Raw genomic sequence first — 16,363 nt, 5'->3', positions numbered from 1 at the left:
CTGCAACATTACGGTGCATGATGGAGTGTCTACGCTAGTGAATGCCACTCCGCGCGCGATGGCCAATGGGCTACCCATGCTGGCAAGGCTTCAGCGGACATTGGCCTTGCAATACCATAGCCTTGCGCTAGCTCGCACCCAAGAGCCATTAATGCTTTAGCATGTTCAAGGGTTTCCACGCCTTCGGCCAGCATGGGCCGTTTAAAGCGATTCGCCATGTAAATGACACTCTCCACAATCGCCATATCGTCTTGGTCACTCAGCATATCGCGCACAAAACTCTGATCAATTTTAATTAGGCTAACCGGCAGCTGACGCAGATGAGTTAACGACGAGAAGCCGGTGCCAAAATCATCGATCGCAAAGCTCACTCCCAATGCCCGACAGCGCGACATATTTTGCAGAGCAGGCTGAATATCATGCATCGCAGCACTTTCCAGCACCTCAAGCTTCAACATCGTGGGGGGCACATTGGGATGGCGTGCTAACAGTTCGCCTAGCCGATGGCTAAAATTACTCACCAACAGGTGCGTGGGGCTGATATTCACACTGATCGGCAGCGAGATACCTTGCTTATTCCACTCAGTCCATTGACGCAACGCCTCCTCAATTACCCACTCACCCAGGCCTACTTCTAACGCCGTGGTATCGATCGTAAATAAAAACTGTCCGGGAACCAGCAAGCCATCTTCAGGATGCTGCCAACGAACCAGCGCCTCTAGACCCACCACATTGCCACCGCGCATATCGATCTGAGGCTGATAATAAAGACACAGTTCATGGTGATTAAGCGCATCAGTAAAGCGCTGACGCTGCTCATGCCGGACCTGCAATAAGCGGTCATGGTCAGGATCAAATAAGTGAAAAGTGTCGCGACCACGCTGCTTGGCGCGATACATCGCCTGATTGGCGTGACGTAACAACATGTCGCCTTGGACGCAGTCATCAGGATAGAGCGTAACCCCTAAACTTGCGGTTAGATGAACGCTCTGTCCCTCAATCATTAGCGGCTGTCGGATGGATGCCAGCAGTTTGGCAAAAAAAGTATCGTCTACTCTATGGTGCAGCAGTAGAACGAACTCATCGCCCCCCACTCGTGCCAGCACATCATCGCCAAACAATAGATGGCTGATCCGCTGCGAAAATGCGGATAGCAGCGCATCGCCGACGAAGGAACCCAAGCGGTCATTAACATTTTTAAAGAAGTCGATGTCTAGCGAGCATACCGCCAACGTTAGCTGCTTAGCGTCTACGTGCTGCATGGATTCTTGGATCAGCTGCGTCAGCAGCTGTAAGTTAGGCAGCCCTGTTAGCGCGTCAAAATAAACCTCCCGGTTGAGATGACGAGCATGGGCAGGAATGGCCGAGAGATCAGCGAGCACAATAACATGATGATCTATTTCACCCCGCTTATCGCGCACGCGATGAGTAGACATCATTCCAGGATAAAATTGGCCATCATGACTGCGATAGCTCACTTGGCTCTTGCTACGATCACGCAGCTGCAGCTCTTCACGCATCAGTCGCGTGGTACAGCTATCATCTAGCGGTAAAATGCTGAATGTTTCAGGTTTTTTGCCCAGCACCGCTCGCTGCGAAATCCCCGTTAACTCACAAAAAGCCGGGTTCACTTCCAGTACACGGTTTTCCGCATCGGTAATAATGATGGCTTCATTGGCGTAAAAAAACACTGATTCAACAGGTAGCTTGGTAGCACCCGTAAAAGCTGTAGAGCTCGCCGAGCGCGTTAGTGGAGGTTCGACTGAGGAGAGCTTAGCTGGCAAAGTCAGATCCTTTGGTTGATCCAAGGACGGATACCTATGTCCCTGAACTCCTCGTTTATGACTATGGATAAGGAGTCAAATTAGCAAGAGAGCACTCTTTCGGATGCATCTTTATACGGTGGCCGATCGATATATTCGCATCGTGTTTCATACTCGTTTGTATACGCTGCAACATACTATATCGGCAGAGAGCATGATTACTTAAGGGGCGGGGCTGGCTGCGCCTAAAAAGCGCGCCTGCCAGTAATCGATTTCTAACGGCACGCTTACCACGCGACGGCCATTGCCGGGCGCGTGAATCATTTGGCCGTTGCCACGATAGATACCGACATGGGTCGCTTTGCGGCGCTCACCAAAGAACAGCAGGTCGCCGGGGCGCGGGGCCTCGGCCTTTGGCAAGGCTTGAAATTGCTCATTGGCAGTGCGCGGTACACGAATACCCGCCGCTCGATAGGTCATTTCCACCAGGCCCGAGCAGTCTAGCCCTTCCGGCGTATTGCCTCCGAAGCGGTACGGCGTGCCAATGGCCTGCTGGGCATGGGAGAGAATGAGCGCACGCTCCATAGAAATACCGGCGCGGTCGGGTGGCGCATCTATCGGCGTCAGCTCGCGGCTGGCACAGCCCGCCAGCACAAGCATCAACAGGCAAGGCAGCAGCCACCCGCTGCGCGATACGACCGTATAAGGTAAAGACGACAGGCGAACCAATGACATAGACAGGCGCTCCGGTAAGCTAACTGCCTTCATGATGGCGCAAAGCATGCCTAGCCGCCAACAATGGTTAACGCCCTATCCACTCAATAAAGCTGGTTTCACCAAGCGCATGGCGTTCATGACGCATTCGGCTCATCGCCGCATAGGGCAAATCCATTGCCAGCACTCGCGAAAGCGGCTGCTCAAGAACCTGCCGCAGCAGGCCGTTGCAGACAAACAGATGCGCTACGACCAGCACATGCTGACCCGGCGGCTGGAGAAGTAGCCGCCGCCATACCTCAGCAAGCCTGGCATCAAATGCTTGTAGCGTCTCGCCATCAGGGGGCGAGATCTCGGCAGGGTTGTGCCAAAACGCACTCATTCGTGCGGTGCCTTCTACGGCGGTTACCTCTGCGTAGGTTTTACCTTCCCACTGCCCCAGGTGTAGCTCGGCAAGATCGTCTTCCACCTGGACGGGTAGATCAAATTCTTCGCCTAGCCACAGGGCAAACTCACGGCAGCGCATTAGCGGTGATGTAACAATCGCATCGTAAGGTAAATGGCCCTCAACCGTATGGCGCATGACCGCATCCGTCACTTGCTGCCACCCAGCCTCACTCAGCGGATGGTCGGTTGAACCACGCAACATGCGCCCACCCACCGGTTCACCATGGCGTAATAAATCAATCGTGGTGGCACTTGCATCAGAAAAACGCATTCGGGGCTCCTGGTTTTTTTAACGCATCAGCGCGCTTAAACATAGTCAGAAGATAGCGATATCCTGCCCCCTTCAGATGACAGCCGCGAGGCACTTCTGTGACGACTTAATGACGCTTTAGCAAACGGGTGGCGCCATCACGGCAAGACCCAATCACCAACGATTAACGCCCGCCTTTTTGCTTGAGACGCTCGGGCGGCGGAAACACCACATCGCTACCGTTCACATCAAGCTGGCGAATATCCGTTGGGTAGCCTTTCTCGTCGAGTGTGACTAAACCAATGCCGCTGGCGTTCCAAAGCCGCTCCCCGGCACTCGCTCGGTCGGGGTCACGGGGGTGAACGCTGAGTTTGCGGCGCTTCGTAAACCAGTTAAGCGGCGACCACGGGGCGTACATCCAGCGGTTCAGACGATCAAAGGTATTGAGAAGATTCTTGGGAAAAGTATTTTTAATCCCGCTTGAGGTAATCTGCCACAGATGAGGAGCGCGCCGCTGATGGCGCACGACAATGTCGTAGACAAACGAGTAGTGCACATCGCCAGAAAGAATCACGTAATTGCCCGGCGTTTTAGAGTGCTGCCAAATTTGCAGCAGCGCGTTAGCGGCGCCTCGGTGCGCCATCCAGTTCTCAGCATCCACCACTAAAGGTTTACCCACGGCGGTAAATAGCTTTTGAATACTTTCAATTAATTTGACGCCAAACATGGGCGCAGGCGAGATGATCACTGCGCTCTTAGCGCCCATGAGCGCCTGCTGCATTTCCATCAGCGCTTCCCAATCCATGAGGCCAGAAGGCCGCTTGGGGCTACGCTCACTGCGCCAACGGCGGGTGCGGGTGTCGAGCACAATAAGCGCAGGCGTGCCGGGGATTTGAAATTCCCAGCCCTGAAAACGCAGCAGTCGCTCAATTAATCCATCTTGTTCAGCACGCGCGAGCATCTCGCGGCCATCGCCCAGCAGCGTAGCGGCATGGTGAATTAATGGGTTGAGTTTATCCGGATCGTTACCCCATGCTTGGCAGAGCGAATACGCGACCAGGGCATTGCCGATAATGCGCTTAGAAAACGGATGGCCGTAGGCAGCTTTCTCCCAGTCAGCGGTGAGGTTCCAGTCATCGGTTACGTCGTGATCATCAAAGATCATCAGGCTCGGCAAGTGCGCCATCAGCCGCGCACACTGGGGCAAGCCCTCAACAAAGGTATCGATCACCTCCTGCTCTTGGCGATAAAGCTCAGCGTCTTTGTCATTTAATGTGGGCGGCGCGGGGGCAATCACTTGCCAGGCCACCGGCGACCACACCAAACAGTACATGGCGAGCATTTCCGCCAGCGTCATTAAATGGTTGTGGGCATTGGCTGAGGTAAACACCGGCTTTTTGACACCGCCAAAAAAGCGCTCACGCAGCGCCGCGTTGCTGGTGAAATCCGGCAGCAGCGCTGCGCGGCAATAATAGCTGTCAGGCGAGTGATACAGCGCCTGGCTGTCGTCTACCGTGGCGCCTTCTAACTGTTCGTCGACTAATCCAAGGCGTTCAATCAGCGCATGCACGGCGCGCAGCATCGGGCCGGCAACGTCATCGGCGTAGACTTGGTCACCGGTCATCAGTAGCCAGGCGGGCCACTCGGTGGGCGCCGCCTGCTGATCGGCAAGCCAGCTGTCGGCACGCACCAAACCATCAGGGCTATCGTGATGTGGCTTACGGCAAGAGCCATGCATCAGGCGATGATGGCGTGAGGCAATCACAAAGGCAGGGTAATCGGCGCCTTCGTAGCACAGCCAGGGCGCCCACTCGGGCAGCGATTGCCGGCCACCCTGCAATGTTTCGATCTGCAGGTCGTATTCGATACGCTCGTCGCAGGGCAGCGGCGTTTCAAGCTCAATATCAATCAGGTGGATAAAGGCGCGCTTACCGATGGCAACGCACTGATGATGATGTGCTAAACCGATGGACTCGGCGTCATGCTGGCCGGGTCGTAGCACCAGCGTCATGGTCAGTGGCCGAGTGGCCACAAGCCACATCACCAGCCGGGTCGTGCTGATGCGCCGCAATAAAGGGCCAACTAAAATATCGGGCAGCGTATCCGTGCCATGCATTCAATGAAATCTCCGTTATCCGTTCGCCACTACGGGCAGCCCAACCACTACGTTTAAGCCTCCTTCGCTGGCGCGGGAAAGCTGCATATGGCCGCTGTACAAAGCGACAAGGTCGGTGACTATCGCCAGCCCCAACCCACTGCCCGAGCGCTGCTCATCCAGGCGTTTCCCTCGCTGCACCGCCTGCTGGCACTGCGCATCAGACATGCCGGGGCCATTATCGCTAACGCTGATAGTGAGCTGCTGTGCGTCAACCTGAACCCGCAGCTGAACATCGCTGTGCGCCCAGCGCAGCGCATTATCCATTAAGTTACCTACCAGCTCCTGAATATCTTGCCCATCCATATGCACGTTCACGTCACGTTGCCATGTTTGGCGCAGCGTAATGCCGCGTCGCTGGCCAAGCTTGGCTAGCCCGGTTAGCAGCGGTGCTAACGTGGCGTGCAGATCAATGGGGGCAACGCGCGCTCCCTCGCCAGCCGCCGATGCACGCGCTAGATGATGGCGTACCGCGCTGTCTAGGCGCGTTAACTCCACGTCCCAGGTAGCGCGGCTGGCTTCCGGCAACTGACGAAGCTGCAGGCGCATCACGCTCAGCGGTGTTTTCAACGCGTGGGCAAGATTGCCGGCGGTGTGGCGGCCGCGTTCAATTAAACGCTGGTCCCGCGCCAGCACCGCATTCATTGAGGCGGCCAGGGTCGCCAGCTCGTCGGGCAAACCGGTATCCAACTGTTCTGCATGCCCCTGCTCAACGTCATGCAGGTTGGCCCTCATACGCCGCAGCGGCGCTAATCCCCAGCGCACCTGCAGCGCCAGCACGGCTAAGAGCAATATCCCTAGACCCGCCAAACCACCCCAGAGAAGACGTTGGAATTCGCGAATATCCGCGGCTAATAAATCGTCCCGCGCGGCAACGCTAATATGCAGCGGCGCTTCCAAGGGCGCTAAATAGATATCGCGCTCCACGACGCGCAGCGATTGCCCGCGTGGGCCTGGCAATGAGCGCGCGCTGAGAGCGTCATTTGCAATGACCGGCAGGCGTTGATCCCATAGTGAGCGTGAGGCCAGCGTGTTTTGGCCAGCATCGGTTATTTGCCAGTACCAGCCGGAATAAACGTTATCAAAACGTGGGTCACCCAGCGCCCGATCGTAGGCAAGCTGCTGGGTGGCACGATCATAGGTGGCACCGGCAATAATCACATTAAGCGTGGCCTCCAGGCGTTCGTCAAAGGCCTGGGTCGCCGATACATGATAATGGTGAGCAAGCAGCGTACCGGCAACAGGAAGTGCCAGCCCTACCATCAACAGCGCGGCCAATAGCAGTCGCACGCCGATGGAACGCCCGGCCCAACGTTTTTTCCATTGAGTACGCCACGTCGAACGGGGTTGACTCATTCGGCGGCGGGCTCTTCTTCCAAGAGCCGATACCCTTGACCCCGCAGCGTGGCAATGCGCCAACTGCCCAACTTACGGCGCAGACGGCTAACCTGCACGTCGATCACGTTAGAATCCGGCTCATGGTCGCGGTCGTACACGTGCTCTGAAAGCTCGGTACGACTCACCACGCGCGGGGCGGCATGCATTAAGTAGCCGAGCAGGCGCGTTTCTTGGGCGGTTAACCCCACAGGACGCCCCGCCAGCGCGACGTGCTGCGTGTGCGTATCTAAGCTGAGCTCGCCGGCTTTCAATATCGGGTGGGCATGGCCGTGGCTGCGGCGAACCAGGGCGCGCAGGCGAAACAGCACCTCCGCCGGTTCAAAAGGCTTCGTGACGTAGTCATCGGCACCCGCGGTAAATCCTGCCGCTTTATCGGCCCAGCGCTCGCGGGCGGTGAGAATGAGCACGGGTAGGTCAATGCCATCTTCACGCCAAGCCGAAAGCCAGCGCGTACCGTCACCGTCGGGTAGGCCTACATCTAAAATGAGCGTGTCATAAGCTTCCGTGCGCACCAGAAAATCGGCGTCTTGGCCCGTAGCCGCATGCTCGACCAGCCAGTCGCCGTCGCGCAGTGCCTGGCTTAGTTCGCGGGCGAGCGCATGGTCGTCTTCTACCAGCAAACACTTCATCGACTGACTACCCTTTTCTTATATAAAAGGCTAACGGCGCATATCATTAATGCGCACACCTTCAATGGACATTAGCTCGCCGCTTTGGCCGTCAAATTCAAATTCAACAACCTGGCCCTGGGGGCCCAGCAGCTTAATTTCATACTCTACAGACCCGCGTTCACGCTCAACTTCAACTTCGAGCACCTCACCAATATAATGAGCTTCCAGCCAATCTAAAATAGTCTCCAGCGGCACCACTTCGCCGCGACGAACCTCGCCGTGCAGAGACTCCCAGGGCTGATCGCCCACCGCGCTACTAACCAGTAATAGCGCTAAGGCTAAACCGGCAACACTGCGGCAAGCGCTTTTTTGGAAGCGGCCTAGTGGCGTTATAAGGTGACGTACGACATTATTCATAGTGTCAGGATGCCTAAGGCAACATGAACGTTAGATGAACAGTTTTGTCAGCTTAAGGAAAGTATCGCAGTGGTATAAATTACCTGTCGCATTCGCTGAGTGCCATTGATTCACGTAAATGATTCGTCACGTAAAGAAGGAATTTGCTATGAACACCATGAAAAAAATGCTGCTGATCCCGACCTCTGCCCTACTACTTGCCGCTGCGGCAGGCAGTGCTCAGGCTGGTTCGCTGCCAATGGATCGTATTGATGACGTATTGACCCACGCGAGCGACTACGGTTTCACCCACTACGAAGAAATTAGCATTAAAAGCCGTGGCCGGGTGGAAGTAGAAGGCTGGCTAGACTTCTTAGAATATCTATAAGAAAGATGCCTTAAAAAAATATAAACCATTGATATAATACAAATAAAATCTAATTATTGAGCAAAAAATAAAATCCTTAAAGTGCCTTTTACTTAGTATCTTTATTTAGAATGGCAAGATACTCTAAAAGTACAAATAAGGAGTCTCTGCATGGTTGATTTGCTGACGAAGGTTCTAGTCTTTGAGTCGGGTGAAAGATATCCATTGCTAGTCGATAGTAGAGGCATGCCTGATTTCTACATTTCCTTGTTCATAACTGTTGTTATGAGGCCTAAGAGTCAGGCGAGTACATTGGAAAAGGTATTGTCAGCGTTAAAGCATTTGCGGCGTTGGGAAAATTTCAATGGGAGAGTGCTCGCAGATGAATTTTACGACAAACATCTGTTGGAGCAGGAAGATTTATACTCAATCCGTGATCACTGTAAGCTCGACAGCGAAGCGTTCGAAAGTTGGGTTGCTCAAGCTGAGAGTATAAAAGCAGCCAGCCTCATCAATTTAGCAAGCCTAAGTCGTTATAAAACGCCGCAAGTATTGACGGTCAATTCTAACCATCGCGCTATTCGGATGGGCTATGTCGCTCAATACCTAAAATTTCTAGCCGAAACTGTTATGCGGAAGCGCCCCGATTTTGTAACCATGAAGCCTTACATTGATCGTATGATTGATGGCTTACGGCAAATGACCCCTCGCACCCGAAGCTATTCGCAAAACAGCGGAGCTTACCGAACCCCAAATAAATTAGTCTTCGAAACTTATCTGAAAGTCGCTACACCAGGCGCAATTGATAACCCCTTCAGAAATCCGGCTCGACAACTTAGGCATTACATTATGATGCGCCTGCAGTACGAAGCAGGTTTACGATCCGGTGAAGTTTTGGGGCTCTGGGAGAAAGATATCGAATATGGCGCCGATAATAACGTTCATGTGGTTCGAAGGCATCATGACCCACGAGATCCACGTTCGAAACAGTCGGTAGCCAAGACCGAGCCAAGAGTCATACCTATCGCGGACGAACTCGCCCGCCTCATCCACCAATACGTGATTGAAGTGCGAAACCAGATTTATGAAGCGCAAAGTCATCCTTTGCTTTTTGTGACCCATGCAAGCAATGGCAGGGGCAAGCCGATTTCATCTAAAGCAGTGATGCAGGAGATGGGGCTGGTGGTCAGCACACGCCCTGACACTTTTTCGGGATTAACACGGCATCAATTTCGTCATGGCTTCACGTTGAAAGTCAAAAGCGACTTGGCAGAGCAAGGCATTGCCAACGCAGATCAAACAGCGATTGTTCAATACCTGCTGGGTCACAACAATCCGAAATCACAAGACGATTATACCCGAGTACATAATCAAAAACTCGCCAAGAAAACTTTACGTGAAATCAATCAGAAGCGCCACGACAATGCCAATAAAGCAGACAGCGGCAATAACACATAATCAGGCTGACTCCCCAGTAGCCACGCTTAAGCAAACGCTGAAGACAGCGCGTTCAGGTGAAACTTATGTGTACGAAAGTGACGAGTGGCGTATTGGACGAACATTAAAATTGCCTTGGTCTGCTTTGGATATGAATGGGCTGACCGACCGAGTTTCACCTAAGGTTCTAGACTCATTTCGCAAAACCATGTCTGAATTGGTTGAAGAAGTCTCCGAACGTTATGCGAGAGATCTGTTTGATCGTATCTTGTCATTGCTTCACTACTGCACCGATGAAATAACGATCAAGTCCTTTGAGCTGTGGCGCGCTCAACTTTCGACTCGACAGATTTCGACACCTACCCGGCTGAATTACATACATCAATGCCGGGCTGCCTTGATTGCTTGGTCCGATGGTTGTTATCCAGGCCTGGAGAGAGGGTTGGGGAACCACGTACATCAGATCAAAGTAGGCTCCAGAAATAACACTGGTCAAATTGTTCGTGAACAATGCCCCGTGCGAGGGCCATTTTCTCAGATAGAGGAAGTTGCTTTACTTCGCTGGATTCACGCTGCCTATGCTGATGAGATACTACCTTTGCAGGCCTATGCAATTCTTCTCATCCAGGTCGAGTTTGGTTGTCGTCCAGTGGAGATCGGGGCAATGAGAGCCTGCGATGTCATTGAAGATCAAGCCGAACATATTTACGAATTAGCCATACCCACTGCCAAAGGTAGCCGCAACTATCGAGCTGCGAATCGCAAGCTAGAGCTTCCCCCCGACCTGTATGCCCTTCTTAAGCAAGTGATTGTCGAAGGCCAAAACAAAGTAGCCCAAGCTTGGGGCCAAACGATCCCCCCTCAACTTTCCAAAAAGTTGCCACTGTTTGTAGGGCGTCGCTTGCTCGCTGCTGGAAGCAGCGAAGATTTTGAGCACCGCCTCGCTAAGACGCCAAGAACCTTCGATGTTCATATTCATAGCCATATAATCGGCAGCCTTCAGAAATGCCCTGTTACCACGTCGAGGCTTGATGGAGACTTATTACCAATCTCCTTGTACCGATTTCGGCGCACCGTTGCGACGCGTCTTGCTGAGGCAGGGGCTAGTGATGAATTAATTGCCACAGTTCTGGGACACGTGACAACGGATACAGTCAAGGTTTACACCGCCCATACCTACGAAGATCAGGCAGCCTGTGATGGCATCATGGTGGAGGCTTGGGAGCCTGTTCTCGATATTAAGGAAAAGCGATTGCTTGGTGAACCGATAGCAGGGCAAGCAAAAATCTACTTAAATCGTGATGATCAAGTGGGCAATTGCGCCCAACTATGCGGCAGTGGCATCTTAAACTGCTATGCCTGCCCTAAATTCCACCCCTTTATTGACGCACCTCATAATGAAGCGCTGGCCCAAGTAGTAGCGGAGCGTCAAAAGCGCATCTCTCAGGGATTGAGTGGCCAACAAGTCGACTCCCTGGATCTGCCCATCGCGGCGATTAAAGCCACTATACGCCTCTGTGAAGAGCAAAAAGAGCGAGGGACAAGTCATAAGTAACCTAGATATGTCATCGAGAGGTATTCTTAAAACCTACATCGAAAGTGCGCGCAAGCTAAGCATTTATGGCGGCGAAGATGGCTGGGATGCTAATACCTGGGTCACTACAACCCTGAGATCCCCTATAACCATAGCGTTCTGCGAATTGAGGACTCATGGCAGAAAACCTTTTGTGCCTATGCAGGAACCGTTTCTTGAGTTCGCTAAAGCCTATGTGCGCCATAACCAATACAATAAAGAAAGAGTACCAATAAAAAGTTTGCTGTTAGCGTTGCGATTTGTGTATGCGGCATTGAAAGAGCTTCACAGTGTACCCGATATTCTCAAAGTAGACGGAAGTGTGCAGGAACTAGTTTTTGAGAAGCTCGTTGCTTGGTATGGCTCCAAAAGAAGAAGAAGTACCCATTACATAGGGCTCGAACTGATGAGTCTATACACAGAATTGCGGAAGCAAGGAATTCACCCTGCATTACCCCATTGGCAATCGCCATGGAAGAGTGATAACAGAAGCTCATCCATGACCCCCTCCGCGATTGCCTGGCGTAAAGACAAAACTCCTGATGACCGCAAGCTGGCAACGGTGCTTGTTGCTTTTGAATTAGCTAAAACAGATAAGGATCAATATTGGTCGAGCTTGGCGCTGTTGCTTGCTTTTGCCTCTAGTCGAGGGGGTGAACTTGTAGACTTAAGAGAGGACTCGCTAATTGATGAGCACTACACCGATAGATATGGCCGCACAAAGAGGCGAGTCGGTCTACGCTGGTTCTCCGAAAAGGGGTTCGGTGCAAACGTTAAGTGGGTTCCTCGACTGCCCAGCTCCAACGGCAATGAAACACAGGAATCCCGGCTGATGGATATGGTGGTGCAAGCATTCAAGCGCTTGTTGCGGTTGTCAGAACCGGCTCGAAAAGCTGCCAAGCTGGCTTACGACACGCATGGCACAGTTTACCCAATTCACGAGCTTTGCATTACTTCAAAGAATTACCCGCAGGATAGAGTGCTTAACGACATGGAAACGGCTCACGCTATGTGTCGAACGGCAAATTTAGACCGTACGGGGAGGCAATTTTGGCCAAATATTCGCGCATCGCGAACATACTCTGGCTGGCATCTTCCATGTTTTAAAGACGGAAACCCTACTTATCAGGACATCGCACAGGCTGACTACCAAAAATTTAAAAATAAACTGCCTCACTGGCCACATACCTCCAACAGCGGACGCGTTAAGGTTTGGGAGTCGCTCATTCTTCATCAATGGAACCAGTTTCACGATAATTCTTTCAAGAGCGTTTATCCCAACAGTTACTGCTTGATAACGACAACGCAACTATGTAATCAACTAAGTGGAAAGTGGGAAAAGGGCGAGAAAACGATGTTCAGTCTTTTTGATCGATTGGGGCTGACGATGGATGATGGGTCTCCGATCCAACTGGTCTCCCATGACTTCCGCCGCTGGCACGGCACCCGTGGGCGAGCATTAGCATTTAAAGGATTGTCAGAGCACAGACTGCGAATGCTGGCCGGCCGACAAGATATCCTTCAAAACGATGCTTATGACTTTAACACGCCGGAACAAAAAGCAGCTCAATATCGACAGCTCATTGGAATATCAAGCGATAACCTTCCGCTCCATAAGCGGCTAGTTGTCGGTACTCCTATCTATCGCCATGAATTACTAGGTCGAGCGCTCGGAGTGCATGGGGTGCCTCAGCCTATCCAAATCGGTGAGTTTGGAGGCTGCACACACTCCATTTCCGAACCCCCATGTATGAAAGGTGGGGATTGCCTAACCTGTTCTGAAAAAAAATATATCAAGGGGGCACCAGGCTGCCTTGAAAGACTTAGAGAAGCTGCCTCTCACCACAAAGCAGAGTTTGATGCTCTTGAAGCTTGGCAGAAGGAGCGAGACCAATTGGGAGTAGATCAGTGGATGACGTACAACGTGATCCGTTATGCCATTGCTGAATCCTTGGTGCGGCAAATGGAAGATCCAACAATCGCTGATGGCACGGTGCTTGGGGTCGATGAACACTTCGATCCCAGCCCTCTGAAGGTAAACCTCATGGCCAAAGGGTTTGAGGTGCCAGAAAAATCACAAGACAGTGTCACACAAGAGATCAATAAACTGCTGGGGATGGTGGAAGGTGCCTAAAAAAATCATTACCGAGCAGACGTTGCCCCTGGCTCTTGGTTTACTGCACAGTTGGCAAGGAAAATTAACTTGGGATCTATATGCCAGCAAGCTCGCAAAGCGCTTAAAAGTAGACCGGATAGCCAAGCGCTCGCTCTACAAACACGATGAAATTGTGGAGGTTTACCACAAGGTGAAAGCTCGACTCAGAGAGCAACCCCCTGCCGAAAAGAGCACCGACTCAACGATTGAAATACTTCGAAGGAAAAATGAAAAACTGCAGTCTGAATTGGAACACCAAACTCAGAAAGTGAACAACCTCCAACATGCTATTCTGCGCTTGCAGCGCAATGCCTATCTATTCCCTGGCATGGATACCAAGAAATTACAGGAGTTATTGACTAACCCACTGCCAGACAACATCAACTAGCGAGTATTGCGTGACTTTAGGCAAAAACGGCAAACAGATGGGGGATGAGTATTTGCAACGAGCACAAGCCTGGAAGGCTTGTATTGAAGCAACGGGGAAAGCTCATGAGTACTCTTATGCCGGTCGTGTTAAGCGAACTGAAGTGGCACGTGAATGTGGCTTCTCGCGAAGCGTATGTGTACAAAATAAAGGAGTTAAAGCGCTCCTAGAATGCTGTGATCGGGAATGGTTTGGCACAGAGCCCGCTGATAAGACTAGATCTAATGCGGAAATCCAAGCGCAAGTAGTTTTCTCAGACAGTGACAAGCTAATTGCTCGCGTTACCGAGCTAGAGTCAGAAAATAAAGCGCTTAGAAAACAATTATCTCGCTACCGTGCATTGGAGGAAGCAATTCACGAAGGCATGGTCGGGTTTGAGGTAAAACCATGACCAGTGCAAGGCTTTATAGCCTCGTTCAGGTCGCCAAACAACGCAAAGGTGGATATTGCTACGTCCACGTCATCAACTCTGATGGCTCAATCAAAAAACGTCATCGGTCGTTGATTGTTCGTTTTCCCCATCATTATGGTGAAATTCCTACTGGGTCGTTGTGGAAGGTCACAGGCCCGCAGGTAATTAATCAATTTATGGTGAGTGGCTTCCTCATTTATGAAGATGTGCTGGAAGCAACTCATGCCTCATTGGTTAGGCCTTCCAAGCACACATTGAGCCGTTGGATCAGGATTCGAGTTGAGGGCATAGGGGAGGTTATTGCTAACCGATTAGTGCGCCAACGCAACCTGGAGAAATGGGTTAGGAATGCTGAAGTCGACAAACTGTGTGAGGTGCCTGGCATGAATGCCACGCTAGTCCACCGACTCATTGAGCAATGGCCATCGGAATGTTTGTATCAGACCATGGACTGGCTGGATGCTTTGAATCTGAGCCCTTCTCTAGGCTTTAAGCTGACTAATTTATTTGGCGATGATGCCATTAAACGATTGACTGATAATCCTTTTCTATTGATCGGTCTAAATGTTTCATATAGCCAAGTATTAACTGTCATCGACCAACTCAAGCTGAACCTGTCCGATGAAATGCTTGCTGCAGGTGCGGCGATGCATGTTGTGGTCAAGCGAACAAGCAGTAGCGGTTCGACGGTGGTCTCCGAGCAAGTATTGCGTCAATCTGTAAATAAACTCATACGCTCACCGAGTGACATTGATCCGGGAGTAGCAGCGGTTAACCAAGGCCTGCTCGTGCGTGCTCCGGATGGTTATCAAACGTGGGGCACAGCATTCATGGAAGCTGAAGTAGCCCGAAAATTGGTAGCAGCTTTGAGCCGCCCTGCGGGACAGGGTTCCTTGCACGCGGCCTGGGAAAGGCAGGTTGATAAATTGACACTGCATAACGCTCTAGCCTGCCTTGAGCATCAATTGCCCTTCACTCTTTCAGAAGAACAGCGCCAAGCCGTAATAGGAGCATTCTCAGCTCCCGTTGTGGGTATCTCTGGTGGAGCAGGAACCGGTAAAACGACGATTTTGAAGGCTATCATTGGTCTGTATGAAGTTCTTGCTGATAGAGAGCTCTGCCTGCCATTAGCCTTATCTGGCCGGGCTGCCCGGCACATGGCGCAAAGCATTGGTAGGCCTGCTCAAACGATTGCCAAATTGATCTCTGATCACCAGGGGAAAAGCAAACCATCATTGCCTGATCATGTGGTGATCATCATTGATGAGGCGTCGATGGTTGATCTGCTGTCTATGTATCGCCTAGTTGGCCTATTACCTGAAGCAAGTCGCATCATTCTAATTGGGGATAGTGCCCAGCTGCCCCCGGTTGGGGGTGGCTTAGTTTTCCACTCGCTCTATAACTCGGTGATCCCATTCTTTGAATTGACTCAGGTGAAGCGACAGTCAGAGCAGAGTCAGATACATCGTTTTGCGACTGCGGTGAGAAAAGGTGAAACCATAGTATCGAAGATGGGAGCAGAAACTTTCTCTACTTCGTCGGACTGCTGCATCTTGTCACCGCCTTCCTTGGATCGGCTGACGCGGTTCTGGTGTGATGCAGGCAAACTGAGTGATCGCATCATCTTGTCCCCTCGCCACTCAGGTAATTGGGGAGTGACTGCACTTAACGATCACTTCCAGCGCGTACAGGGGGAGACACGTGGTGAACTGCATTACCTAGACCCCGCGAAAGGTTGGATACCCTGGTTCACGCTCTATAGTCAAAGCTTGAAGCAGGGTGACCCAATACTTGTGAAAGCAAACATTTACGACGACGATCTAGATGTTCGCAATGGTGATCTTGGCGTTATTACCGAAGTGTACCCCTCTATAAGCTCTGAGGGCTGGTACGGCGTCGCCGAAATTAATGGCGAAATGAAAGGTATCAATCAAACACTGCTGGAAGTATTGGATCTAGGTTACGCCATAACCGTTCATAAAGCACAAGGCACTCAGTGGCACACCGTGTTCTCAGTGTTCACACGAGAAGCTCAGCAGATGCTTGATGCGTCGTTGATATACACGGCCTCTACGCGCCCAACCGATCGCCTTGTAATGGTAGCTGACCTCGACTGCCTGCAGGAGGCCGTTAAAGCAGGCAACTCGGCCAGCTGGAGACAAGTGGATATTGAAAGGAAGTTGGCAAAGTTTTCTCAAACTCGATGAAGCGATCCAGGCTAAGGGCGCTGCCAATCGCGCTCAGAGGGTTAAACTTCT

At 51.9% G+C, this 16,363-nt stretch carries 14 protein-coding genes; 7 read left to right on the top strand and 7 right to left on the bottom strand.

Annotation, left to right across the window (positions count from 1 at the left end; translation table 11 throughout):
• Positions 1 to 29: 29 nt before the first annotated feature.
• The 7 genes from KUO20_RS01100 to KUO20_RS01070 all read right to left on the bottom strand — a co-directional run bounded on the left by KUO20_RS01100 (position 30) and on the right by KUO20_RS01070 (position 7,755).
• Positions 30 to 1,784 carry a putative bifunctional diguanylate cyclase/phosphodiesterase gene (locus KUO20_RS01100; RefSeq protein ID WP_273543243.1) on the bottom strand — a complete coding sequence of 585 codons (1,755 nt, stop codon included), beginning with the start codon at positions 1,782 to 1,784 and terminating at the stop codon, positions 30 to 32.
• A 201-nt stretch (positions 1,785 to 1,985) separates the two neighbouring features.
• On the bottom strand, positions 1,986 to 2,498 hold the full coding sequence (locus KUO20_RS01095; protein WP_235041097.1) for a C40 family peptidase: 513 nt from the start codon (positions 2,496 to 2,498) through the stop codon (positions 1,986 to 1,988).
• A gap of 67 nt (positions 2,499 to 2,565) precedes the next feature.
• Positions 2,566 to 3,195: a histidine phosphatase family protein gene (locus KUO20_RS01090; protein WP_235041096.1), complete on the bottom strand. Its 630-nt coding sequence runs from the start codon at positions 3,193 to 3,195 to the stop codon at positions 2,566 to 2,568.
• Positions 3,196 to 3,358: 163 nt separating this feature from the next.
• Positions 3,359 to 5,290 carry a metallophosphoesterase family protein gene (locus tag KUO20_RS01085; RefSeq protein ID WP_235041095.1) on the bottom strand — a complete coding sequence of 644 codons (1,932 nt, stop codon included), beginning with the start codon at positions 5,288 to 5,290 and terminating at the stop codon, positions 3,359 to 3,361.
• A gap of 15 nt (positions 5,291 to 5,305) precedes the next feature.
• Complete coding sequence (locus KUO20_RS01080) at positions 5,306 to 6,685, bottom strand: sensor histidine kinase (RefSeq protein WP_235041094.1); 1,380 nt, start codon at positions 6,683 to 6,685, stop codon at positions 5,306 to 5,308.
• Complete coding sequence (locus KUO20_RS01075) at positions 6,682 to 7,356, bottom strand: response regulator transcription factor (protein WP_235041093.1); 675 nt, start codon at positions 7,354 to 7,356, stop codon at positions 6,682 to 6,684. Before KUO20_RS01075 ends, KUO20_RS01080 begins: the two co-directional genes overlap by 4 nt.
• 30 nt (positions 7,357 to 7,386) lie before the next feature.
• A complete protein-coding gene (locus KUO20_RS01070) occupies positions 7,387 to 7,755 on the bottom strand; it encodes a PepSY domain-containing protein (RefSeq protein WP_235041092.1) in 369 nt (122 codons plus the stop codon).
• A 148-nt stretch (positions 7,756 to 7,903) separates the two neighbouring features.
• Here KUO20_RS01070 and KUO20_RS01065 point away from each other — a divergent pair, with 148 nt between their 5' ends.
• From KUO20_RS01065 to KUO20_RS01035, 7 genes are all read left to right on the top strand, one after another.
• Positions 7,904 to 8,122 carry a hypothetical protein gene (locus tag KUO20_RS01065; protein ID WP_235041091.1) on the top strand — a complete coding sequence of 73 codons (219 nt, stop codon included), beginning with the start codon at positions 7,904 to 7,906 and terminating at the stop codon, positions 8,120 to 8,122.
• A 150-nt stretch (positions 8,123 to 8,272) separates the two neighbouring features.
• The gene (locus tag KUO20_RS01060; RefSeq protein WP_235041090.1) at positions 8,273 to 9,559 is read left to right on the top strand and encodes a tyrosine-type recombinase/integrase; all 1,287 of its coding nucleotides are present in this window, start codon (positions 8,273 to 8,275) and stop codon (positions 9,557 to 9,559) included.
• Positions 9,525 to 11,093: a site-specific integrase gene (locus KUO20_RS01055; protein WP_235041089.1), complete on the top strand. Its 1,569-nt coding sequence runs from the start codon at positions 9,525 to 9,527 to the stop codon at positions 11,091 to 11,093. Before KUO20_RS01060 ends, KUO20_RS01055 begins: the two co-directional genes overlap by 35 nt.
• A gap of 7 nt (positions 11,094 to 11,100) precedes the next feature.
• The gene (locus KUO20_RS01050) at positions 11,101 to 13,245 is read left to right on the top strand and encodes a hypothetical protein (RefSeq protein WP_235041088.1); all 2,145 of its coding nucleotides are present in this window, start codon (positions 11,101 to 11,103) and stop codon (positions 13,243 to 13,245) included.
• Positions 13,238 to 13,654 carry a hypothetical protein gene (locus KUO20_RS01045; RefSeq protein ID WP_235041087.1) on the top strand — a complete coding sequence of 139 codons (417 nt, stop codon included), beginning with the start codon at positions 13,238 to 13,240 and terminating at the stop codon, positions 13,652 to 13,654. Before KUO20_RS01050 ends, KUO20_RS01045 begins: the two co-directional genes overlap by 8 nt.
• Positions 13,655 to 13,664: 10 nt before the next feature.
• A complete protein-coding gene (locus KUO20_RS01040; RefSeq protein ID WP_235041086.1) occupies positions 13,665 to 14,084 on the top strand; it encodes a hypothetical protein in 420 nt (139 codons plus the stop codon).
• Positions 14,081 to 16,312, top strand: a complete 2,232-nt coding sequence (locus tag KUO20_RS01035) for an AAA family ATPase (protein ID WP_235041085.1) — start codon at positions 14,081 to 14,083, stop codon at positions 16,310 to 16,312. The genes KUO20_RS01040 and KUO20_RS01035 overlap by 4 nt, the downstream gene beginning before the upstream one ends.
• Positions 16,313 to 16,363: the final 51 nt, after the last annotated feature.

Source organism: Vreelandella profundi (assembly GCF_019722725.1).
In the GTDB taxonomy this organism is placed as follows: domain Bacteria; phylum Pseudomonadota; class Gammaproteobacteria; order Pseudomonadales; family Halomonadaceae; genus Vreelandella; species Vreelandella profundi.
This window is presented reverse-complemented; position numbering and strand designations above follow the sequence as displayed.